This window comes from Erwinia sp. ErVv1, from assembly GCF_900068895.1.
In the GTDB taxonomy this organism is placed as follows: Bacteria; Pseudomonadota; Gammaproteobacteria; order Enterobacterales; family Enterobacteriaceae; genus Erwinia.
Map to the genome: position 1 here is coordinate 115,582 of NZ_CDPK01000001.1, position 9,594 is coordinate 125,175.

Sequence of the window (9,594 nt, forward strand, 5' to 3'; positions counted from 1 at the left end):
TAAAAACCTTATCTGAGCACGCCTGAAGATAATCCGCGTCAGGTCGCCGCCGCCAACCCGCCGTAAACAGGAAGCGCACCGATGTCACTGACTCTTTTGACGCAGCTGGCCGATTTTCCCGCCAGCCAGTGGGATGCCCTCACTCCGGACGCGAGTCCCTTTACTCGTCACGCTTTTCTCAGCACGCTGGAAGAGAGTGGTTGTCTGGGTAAAGGCACCGGCTGGCAGCCGGAACACCTGCTGTGGAGTGAAAAGGGTCAGGCGCTGGCCGCCGTGCCCGGCTACCGAAAAGCGCACTCCCGAGGCGAATACGTGTTTGATCACGCCTGGGCAGATGCCTGCCAGCGCGCCGGAATACCCTATTATCCTAAATGGCTGGCCGCCGTCCCCTTTAGCCCGGTCACGGGCGGCCGACTGCTTGGTGAGGCAGCGGCCGGAAAGAAACTGTTACAGGCGATCCCGGACTTCCTGCATCAGCAGCAGCGATACAGCGCCCATATCAACTTTAGCGACGCGCACACCCACGCGATTATGCAGGACGAACCGGGCTGGCTGCTGCGCCTCGGCTGCCAGTATCACTGGCGTAACCCGGGATACCGGGATTTTCAGGACTTTCTCGACCAGCTCATGTCACGCAAGCGCAAGCAGATTCGTCGCGAACGCGAACGGGTTGCCAGCCAGGGTTTCGACTTTAGCTGGCTGGCGGGTCACCAGCTCAGTGAGACACACTGGGATTTTGTTTATACCTGCTATGCCAATACCTATGCGGTGCGGGGACAGCGCCCTTACCTGACCCGACACTTCTTTAGCCTGCTGGCGGAAAGGATGCCTGAGGCCATCCGCGTGGTACTGGCAACCCGGCATGGCCAGGCGGTGGCGATGGCATTCAGCCTTATTGACGGTTCATCGCTCTATGGTCGCTACTGGGGATGCCTGGAAGAGTTTAACCACCTGCATTTTGAAACCTGTTTCTATCAGGGGATGGAGTATGCCATTGCGCAGGGCCTGTCACGCTTTGACGCCGGTGCGCAGGGTGAGCACAAGCTGGTACGGGGCTTTGAGCCGGTTATCACCGAGTCCTGGCACCTGCTGCGCCATGAAGGCCTGCATGACGCGGTGGCTGACTTTTTGCAGCAGGAGCGAGAAGGCGTCCACGCGTGGGCGGAAGAAGCCCGGCTGGCTTTACCCTTCCACCGTCCAGCATAAAATATATTCCCTTCGTATCAAATATAATAGCCAGATTATTTTATTCACCTCGTGCGCAAGCACTATTTAACGTACATACTCAAATCAGGTTAGCTTTTCCGCCGCTCTAAAATAAACATCCCGGAAAAATAAAACCGACAACAGCCTTTATATTTCAATAAAAAATAATTAAATATCAGAAATTAAAACCAGCAGCCACGGGAAGCTTCGCGAGCCTGCGCTTTACAACGAGGGTAATACTATGACGCCTGAGCGAAAAAACAGTCGCGTAAAAAAACTGCCGGTGCGCGCAGCCCAGCCCGACAATAAACTGCAGGTGCTTGATCAGAGCGGTAAGGCTATCGAATTCGGCAAAGTCGTTCTGGAACTGGCTTCATTAAAAGGGGTGGATGGCGGTGTATTAACGACTGTTGCAGACATCGCTGCCCTGCGCGCCCTTGAACCCCGCTCCCCGGCAGAAATTGTGGTGGTGCTGGAATATGCGAAAGGTAGCAACAATGGTGGCGGGGTATTTGTTTACGACGTCAGCGACACCACCAGCAAAGAGGATTATGGTTTAACCATTGTCAGCCCGAAAGGGGCGCGCTGGAAACGATCGATCAACGACCAAAATGACGTTAACGTCATCGCCTTTGGTGCCATACCGGGTGGAAAAGCTGACTGTCTGGAGGCAGTAAAACGCATGTGGTCCTGGTCACAGGCTAACAACCCGAATATTGGCATTAAGTTTCCTGCTGGCACTTTTTTAATTTCCCGCTTCGATATTTCAGACAAAGAGGTTAACCGTTTCAGGCTGGTCGGCGAACATGTCAACTCCGGTTATTACCCTGCCACGAAACTTATTTCAGATAAAAAAAATGGCGAGGTGATGTTCAGGGTTAATGCACGCTATATGGTGATTTCCGGCCTGGAGATTGATGGTCAGAGCAGCAGCGGTTCACCGAATACGAAAGGTTTCTATAAAAACATTATTACGGCGGGTCAGTTTGTTCGCGTCACCAGCGTTAACTTCGTTAATCTTGGTGGTCGCGGGCTGGACCTGATCGATACGCTTGATTGTAAAATCGATCAGTGGTTCGCAAAAAAATGCAGCGGCACGGTGATTTATGCCACCTGGTCTAATAATCCCAGCGGCAAGTGGGATCATATTACCGCCATTGAGCTGTCAAACTTCAATATTCAGTACTGCACCACCAACCCGGCAATTGATCTTCAGCGTGCAGCCCAGTCGCTAATTTGGAACGGCTGGATTGAGCATACCGATTATCCCGGTAATATTTCTAACGGCCACTGGAGCCTGTACGCGCTGAATATCGAAACATGCAAAAACCCGCTGGCATGCCACTACAGCCGCGTTGTCAATATCCAGTTCAACCAGCAAAACGGTGAGGGCCTGGATTTCTCAGAAAAGGGCGATCGCTGGGCTTTAATCTCCGAATACGAAATGGGCGACGTGCGGATTGAGAATCACGGCATCAGCGTTAATGGTTCGGTTAACTACCAGTATCTTACCTCACCCGACAGAATGGATAACCGCTCTGATAAAGAGAAGTGGTTCTACCTGGGAGAATTCTTCCTGTCACAAAACACCGCCCAGCTGCATATCCGCATTGTGGGCTCTGCCTTCTACAACAGCGCGGGCACCACTCAGAAAGGCTATACAGAACGTACCGCAGAGGGCGGCGCGGATATTTATTTGCAAAAAATCGGCGATAAGAACTATATCGGCAGTTGGGTCGGTGAAGGGTCCGTGCCGGTGACGCGCGTACTGTTACAGCCCGGGAGCAGCGGCGAGAAGATCAAAATGTATGTCAAAATCGCCAAATATACCGGCTACTGCATCGCACTGATGGACACCAATGCCTTCGACCGTTATGCCGCAGGTATCCACTTCCGCTTTTATAAGGCGTACACCCCCGCTACGGCAGCCGAGATTAAGCAGCTGGATGCTACGGCTGATAACTGTTTTCATCAGCACTGGCTGGGCAGGGACAGGGTCGGGATCGGTTTTAATAATGACGATGAACTACTCATACTGGGCAAGCTGGCCAACATGAGTGCCTTTGATAGCGCCACGCAGTGCCTGCAGGTGCTGGTAAACGGAAAAACCTATGGACTGGAGCTGAAGCCGCTGAAAAGCTGATAAAGGCACGACAAACCACGACTGGGGCAGGATCCTGCCCCAGCAGCCTGGAGGTAGAGGATAGGGTTACTGTGAACCTGTCCGAAATCATTCTATTTTGGACATTCCATATAACTGTTCACAGCCTCAGTCCAGTTCACGCTCTCTGAAAAAGCATGGCTGTCAGGCCCGGAAGGATTGATCAGCATATAACCTGGCTGATAATCTGGCGCACCAATGCCCTTCACTTTCCGGCATAGCGCGCTCTTTTTATGTGGATCCTTCATGCCTTTCTGAATCTGCTCCCAAAGCCTATTCTTTTGAACATCATCAAGTTGATTGATACTTTCTTTCAGGAGCCGTCCATGGATTGAGCGTGCATACTGGGTATTCACCCGCATAGCATCATACCAGGTATAACTTCCCGCTAGCGCGTAAAAGAAGACCGCATTATCGAAAACACCTGCATTAACGCATTCGTTCATTGCCTGATAAAGGGCCTTCGGATAAACAGGTGGGCTATTCGGCACTTTATTATTACAAAATTCGCCCTTGATCCCTTGAGACCCTGTCACAGTATTTTCCTTAGTCATTGTCATTGACTGACAACCGGTCATCAATACACAGAATGACAAAGTCACCACTAATCTAAGAGAGGATCTACCATTCAATATTTTGGTCATCATTCACTCCATCAGATAAAAGGATTTTCTGCTTCCATTCTTCATACATCAACGTAAAACCAAAGCTTGCTTCTGAAATTTCTTTAGATATAACATCATCAAGTGAGTAAATTTCGTCTGTACGAGAGCTACCGGGGGCAGGCTGCATGCTACCCAAAGAATTAATTGCCGTCATCCGTTAATCCTTCTCATTAGTTTTCTGTGATGTTAATTACGTCATCAACCGGCTGGTAGTAAAGTGTAATCCGTTGATGTAAATTCTGAATAGCCTCAGCGGAAATTTTATGACTGTCATAATAGAAATCACGATTATCCATTAATGACTTAATGGTAGAAGCGATGTGCTCTTCAGGATAGAATTCGGCCAAATGTTCTTTGTACTTAAATACAAAGCGAGGTTCCTGATGGTACTGAAAAATAGCGCCCCCGGGGTGCTTACTTTTGATAGCCTCCGTGAGAGTAACTTTGAATCTTCGGTTCGCATATGGCATAAGAACATACAAAGGCGAATCGTTATCTCTCTTATCTAATGCGTCAATCCATTCATTGACTATTTTAAGCAACACGCTTTCTTCATCAAACAACTCTGTCAATAACTTTTTGATGTCACTCTCTATTTGTAGATAAAGTGTCTCGGCATATTGAACACTGTTATTGATGTATTGGCAGACAGAATCTACAGACATCAGTAATCCGTCTTCGTAGCCTGTACGATACGATTCTTTACGAATACTTTCGCTTTCACGAACTGCATCTTTGACTATTTTTCTAGCCCTGGACTCCGCATTAGCGATAATGTCATCACTTTTCCTCATTTTCCTAAAGGATGATCCCGGCACCAGGACATTTTCCAGTGCTGTCTGGAAAAGATTATTATTGGTTTCGGCTTGCATGTTGAATGGCCATTCTTATTAATAATTCATTATCATCTGATGGAAAAAAGGGTGCCATATTTTCCTGATGCACCCAGGGGAACAAAAGAGGAATTCTTTCTTTCATCACTTTCGATACTGGACCGCAGAATGTTAATAACTCCCGGCAGGCCATCCCCCAGAGTTGGTCAAATGTGAACCTCCCTCTAAACTCGTCTTTGGATCCCGTTATATCAGATAGTGCAAATTGTCGCGTTACATTATCAAGCTTACTCAGATTTCCATACCAGGCGAGACTTGATCGATGACGCTGACATATAGCCATAAAAGCTGCTCTCGGTAATAGACACCAATGATTGGCAAGATAGTGTTCTGTGCTATTACTGAGCGCCAGCTCTCCGGTTGAAAGGTTATATTCGCTTAAAATAATGTCATTCAAAATACTGCGACATCTCACAGAGGCTAACTTTTCAGGCACTGAGAATCGTTGTGGATGAATCCACGAGATAGGATCATACACAATCCTCTGCACATTAACGTACATTATTCCCACCCTTCACATCAGATTCATCCCCTACAGTACTTACATTTTCATAAACGCTGGCCGATGAACTTTTATTATCTTGCACTTCTCCATTAAACGTCTCTGTGTTACGGAGAAAACCTTCCTTCTTAAACTCATGGCGGTTTTTTAATTTTGTTGCCAGAGAATGATTGCTTTTCTTTACAAATAACATAAAGAACATCATCAAACTCAGTATTAACAGTCCCCCTATCATTAGCCATGATGTATGGGAAGGAGAGCTTGCAGATGAGGGGACGGGTGGAATGCGCTGAACATCATCCACTTTTGAAAGCACCACGGAGATGTTGTCATAGTCTATATCGTCAAAACTATTTTTCAAGAAGCGCTTAACATCGCCAATTAAAAGCGTGGTATCGACGATACGATTATCATAGTTAAGTAATGATGATAAATGAACCGGTTTCTTTTTCCTTTCGCCCTCGCCCGCGTCAAAATCATAGCTAACATGGACGCGTGCTGAGACAACACCCTGAATAGACAGCAAGGACTGCGCAAGTCGCTGTTCTATGCCAGAATATAGGCGCGCTTTTTCCGCGCGCGGAGAGGATACCAGTGAATCAGCTGGAAACATTTGCGCTATTTCCATATTAGGCTGCCGCGGGAGCCCATAGGTAGCCATAAGATCCACGGCGGCGGCAAAATCACGCGGTTCAACTGAAACGCTAAAACCCTCCTTCATTGCCCCCTTCTTCATCGCCAAAATGTTATTACGCTGTAATAGCGCAATAACGTCGTTTGCCTGGCTTTGATCGAGACCTTTCAATAACTCTTCCTGCTTACACCCGGTAAGGAGAAGGACGGTTAGTGGCAAAACTAAATAAAATTTTTTCATTATCAGGAGCGCAGTAAAGTCTCTACAGCACTGACACCTTTGCGAGTTAAAGTACTGATCATGGAAACCTGCAGGTTATAATCAGAGGTTCGTTGTTGCAGTCTGAATAATTCAGCTGGATCGGAGGTGACTTCCCTCATCTGCAATCTGCTAATAACATCTGCCTGTTCCGCCTGAGCCTCTGATGCAGTTCTCGCGTAGGCCTGAATCATTCTATCTTCCAGCGAAATCGGTGACGGTTCGGACATGGTGATATCGGATGTCTGACCAGATAACGCATGAATTGGGTTAATTATAATACTCATAACATACTTTCCGTTAAAAAGGGGTTATCGGAAATTGGTGATAATAGCAGACGCAACGTCCTTATACACTTTCACAACGTTCGACTGAGCATTACGATAAAGTGTATATTCCGACAAACGGGACTGATATTTAGCAAGATATTCAGGGTTAGAAGGATCACTCTTCAGCTTATCCAGCGCCTCACTCAGCTCTTCATTGAGCTTAGTCACACCGGTATCGAAATCACCGGACGTAGCGGATAAGAAACCGTTCCAGTTAGCGGTACTTTCATCAACTCTTGAAATGCTCATGTTATAAATCCTTTTGTATGTTTCTTGGGAAATACCAGTGTCCGGGTGCGAGTTTTACATAGCCTTGCGCACCGTACTTATATGACTTACCTTTCAGCCAGTCATTTTTAAGTTCCAGTGCGAACTGTATATATTCGCCACCCCAGGTTTGATAATATTGCGTAATGAAATTTTTCAACCGTTCCAGTTCCCCATCCTCGATGGCTCCCCGAATCACGAATGTAGTACTACTGCCATTGTCGATTTCAGTAAATAGCAGTGCCATTTTCTGCAACCCTTCAATAGCCAGCATTTTAACTTTCTTATCAGCCAGATTTTCAATAACCACGCTGCTTGAGTATGGAATGTCTTCCGACAACGCACTCATTAAACGTTTTTTTTCTGATTCACTTAGCCTGGTGCGTTCAGCGCTAATTTGCAGAACAGGTTTTTTTGGATCATCCAGTATAACTCGATGGAATTTAACCTGTGGCCAGTTGCTTGCTATCCATTTGCTGATGCGCTGTTCTTCTGCCTTAAGTGTAAGTACCTGCATCTGATAAGATTGGGGGGTACGAACTATGGTCTGAAGTGCCCATTGGGCCGCTATATCGGTGAGCGCCAGGACATAGATTTTTTTATCGCTTCCGTAAACAATATGATAGTTACCGATACCACTTTCCAAAAAAGCAGTTACAGAGGTAATTTGCCGCTGAGTTTCGGTGAGGTAAGTATAACCTGCAAAGGAGATACATCCGACGATACCTAATACCATCGCCCCTTTCCACCACATGGACCCAAAGCGCTTGACCTCATCGCCTTGTGTGCCGAATGACGGCATGGCCTCGTCAGTGTTATACGCCAGCACCTCATCAGAAAACGGGACGGCTTCATGACGCCAGCTAATTCTTTGCCCGCCAACAGTGATGATTTCATTAGAAACAACAACCCTTTTCGGCGTTTCTTCTTCCCTCAACTCCCTCAGTATCACCTGCTGGTCAGCCTGCTCAGGCACCATTATCTCAAAATTAACATCATTACTTTTTGCCGGTATATAAATAGTACTATCGGGTAAAAGGGTTCCCTGATGTTGCTGCCGAATAGTATTGTCATCACTAACAATAAATAAGGTCCTACCTGATGCCAGTGTGAACTCACATCCACGTAGCATACCGTTTATCAACCTCACTACTATCTTATTAGTAAGTTCGAGGTTTTCTTTTTCTTGTAACATAATGAAACACATACCCTTGTTATCAAGGATGAATACAATGATCCATCAGACCTGACGTCAGAATATAGGATGCAGCGATGAAGATCCTGATTCAATTATGATGAGAATATACTCCAGTATTTTATGCATTTCTTATCAGTAAGGTATCTGTGCATCAAGGGAGTTTGAGACAACATAACGTTGTATCTTGCTGCCCCATGAACGCCTAAGTTGCATAAAATTATAATGCAACCTGCAACTTGTTATCTTAGCTAATCATTTATTGACTCAGTAATTTATTAACAACACGATACAAATCCTTAACATGTTCAGTGTCAGCCAGATATTCTTCCTTATACTCGATTTCAAATTTATCCTCTAAAGCCAGCACAAGATCCAGCAAGGCCAGTGAATCAGCGAGCAAGTCATAACAAAGGTGTTTATCAGGTAGAATTTCGGACAGTGGGTGATTAAGCGTCGTAGCGACAACATCGTTAATCTTTTGAATTAATTGTTTATTAGCTTCCATAACATCCTTTTTATCGCCCTCCACCTTACTGATGGAGGGCAACTCCCTTATTTCTTATTTATATTTACTGACCTGAGAGGGACCATTAAAAAGGGGCAGTGCCGTGGACGATCCGCGGCTTCCTGTATACCCCTTACTTCCCTGTTGGAGATGAGTGCGCTTACCCCATTTATCCAGACCAGTCGCAGATGAATCAAGATTGATCTTATCTTCCGCTACCGGATTAATGTCAAACTTTTTATTCACCGTATCTGACTGCACTTGCCTTACTGGGCTACCGGGCTGGCGTAAGCCTTTCACAAAGTCGTATACCGGGTTGTCGCCTGCCAAACCGCCTGCGAGATTAACCAACGTCGAAGCGTCCCCGTCTTTGCTGGCCGCCTTACCTGACGGAATACCGTTCTGGCGCAGGCCCCCCTGCGCCGGTATAGATGAAGAGTGGATCATGCCCTGGAAAGTCGTGCCGAAACGGTTCAGGATCGGCAGGTGTGAACCGGGGTGTTCCCACAGATCTTTGCTCGCGCCGGACAGCACCGAGCTGGCCTGCGCTGAACCCACGCCGCCCACAAAGCCCCGTNGCGGTGTTATTCCTGCCCGCTGAAGCGCCCGGAGTCACCGGCGCGTTCACTCCGCCACCACCCCGGGGATCTGCAGCACCGTCTACGCCCCCCCTGCTGCCGGACCTGTCTGACGGGTTACCCCATACCGGACTGCCCGCCCGGTTACCCGGTTGAGATGATGAAGAGTGGATCATGCCCTGGAAAGTCGTGCCGAAACGGTTCAGGATCGGCAGGTGTGAACCGGGTTGTTCCCACAGATCTTTGCTCGCGTCGGACAGCACCGAGCTGGCCTGCGCTGAACCCACGCCGCCCACAAAGCCCCGTCCCCGTCCGTCCGTCCGGTTACCCGGTGTGGAAGCCGGCCCGCCCCTGCTGTTGGCCCCGCCTGTGGCACCATTATCCGTTCCGGTACCGGC

At 47.8% G+C, this 9,594-nt stretch carries 12 protein-coding genes; 2 read left to right on the forward strand and 10 right to left on the reverse strand.

The window, feature by feature from the left end; all coding sequences use genetic code 11:
* The first annotated feature begins 81 nt into the window (after positions 1–81).
* Complete coding sequence (locus A1830_RS00520; RefSeq protein ID WP_067700163.1) at positions 82–1,206, forward strand: GNAT family N-acetyltransferase; 1,125 nt, start codon at positions 82–84, stop codon at positions 1,204–1,206.
* A 241-nt stretch (positions 1,207–1,447) separates the two neighbouring features.
* Positions 1,448–3,349 carry a hypothetical protein gene (locus A1830_RS00525; RefSeq protein ID WP_231877541.1) on the forward strand — a complete coding sequence of 634 codons (1,902 nt, stop codon included), beginning with the start codon at positions 1,448–1,450 and terminating at the stop codon, positions 3,347–3,349.
* 92 nt (positions 3,350–3,441) lie between these two features.
* On the opposite strand, the gene A1830_RS00530 is transcribed toward A1830_RS00525, so the two are convergent.
* The 10 genes from A1830_RS00530 to A1830_RS00570 form a co-directional block, all read right to left on the reverse strand.
* On the reverse strand, positions 3,442–4,014 hold the full coding sequence (locus tag A1830_RS00530) for a hypothetical protein (RefSeq protein ID WP_197473271.1): 573 nt from the start codon (positions 4,012–4,014) through the stop codon (positions 3,442–3,444).
* Positions 3,989–4,186: a hypothetical protein gene (locus A1830_RS00535; protein ID WP_067700167.1), complete on the reverse strand. Its 198-nt coding sequence runs from the start codon at positions 4,184–4,186 to the stop codon at positions 3,989–3,991. The genes A1830_RS00530 and A1830_RS00535 overlap by 26 nt, the downstream gene beginning before the upstream one ends.
* Before the next feature lie 16 nt (positions 4,187–4,202).
* Complete coding sequence (locus A1830_RS00540) at positions 4,203–4,904, reverse strand: hypothetical protein (RefSeq protein WP_067700171.1); 702 nt, start codon at positions 4,902–4,904, stop codon at positions 4,203–4,205.
* Positions 4,885–5,427 (reverse strand): hypothetical protein, encoded by a 543-nt coding sequence (locus A1830_RS20935; RefSeq protein ID WP_073980913.1) that lies wholly within the window; start codon positions 5,425–5,427, stop codon positions 4,885–4,887. The genes A1830_RS00540 and A1830_RS20935 overlap by 20 nt, the downstream gene beginning before the upstream one ends.
* The gene (locus A1830_RS00545) at positions 5,417–6,301 is read right to left on the reverse strand and encodes an EscJ/YscJ/HrcJ family type III secretion inner membrane ring protein (protein WP_073980915.1); all 885 of its coding nucleotides are present in this window, start codon (positions 6,299–6,301) and stop codon (positions 5,417–5,419) included. Before A1830_RS00545 ends, A1830_RS20935 begins: the two co-directional genes overlap by 11 nt.
* A 2-nt stretch (positions 6,302–6,303) precedes the next feature.
* Complete coding sequence (gene sctI, locus A1830_RS00550) at positions 6,304–6,606, reverse strand: type III secretion system inner rod subunit SctI (RefSeq protein WP_067700177.1); 303 nt, start codon at positions 6,604–6,606, stop codon at positions 6,304–6,306.
* Positions 6,607–6,630: 24 nt separating this feature from the next.
* Positions 6,631–6,897, reverse strand: coding sequence for a type III secretion system needle complex protein (locus A1830_RS00555; protein WP_067700180.1), 267 nt, complete (start codon positions 6,895–6,897; stop codon positions 6,631–6,633).
* Position 6,898: 1 nt separating this feature from the next.
* Positions 6,899–8,110 carry a PrgH/EprH family type III secretion apparatus protein gene (locus A1830_RS00560; protein ID WP_067700183.1) on the reverse strand — a complete coding sequence of 404 codons (1,212 nt, stop codon included), beginning with the start codon at positions 8,108–8,110 and terminating at the stop codon, positions 6,899–6,901.
* Between the two features lie 259 nt (positions 8,111–8,369).
* Entirely contained in the window at positions 8,370–8,618 is a 249-nt protein-coding gene (locus tag A1830_RS00565) for a phosphopantetheine-binding protein (RefSeq protein ID WP_067700706.1), read from the reverse strand.
* A gap of 54 nt (positions 8,619–8,672) precedes the next feature.
* Complete coding sequence (locus A1830_RS00570) at positions 8,673–9,176, reverse strand: hypothetical protein (RefSeq protein WP_231877542.1); 504 nt, start codon at positions 9,174–9,176, stop codon at positions 8,673–8,675.
* Positions 9,177–9,594 lie beyond the last annotated feature (418 nt).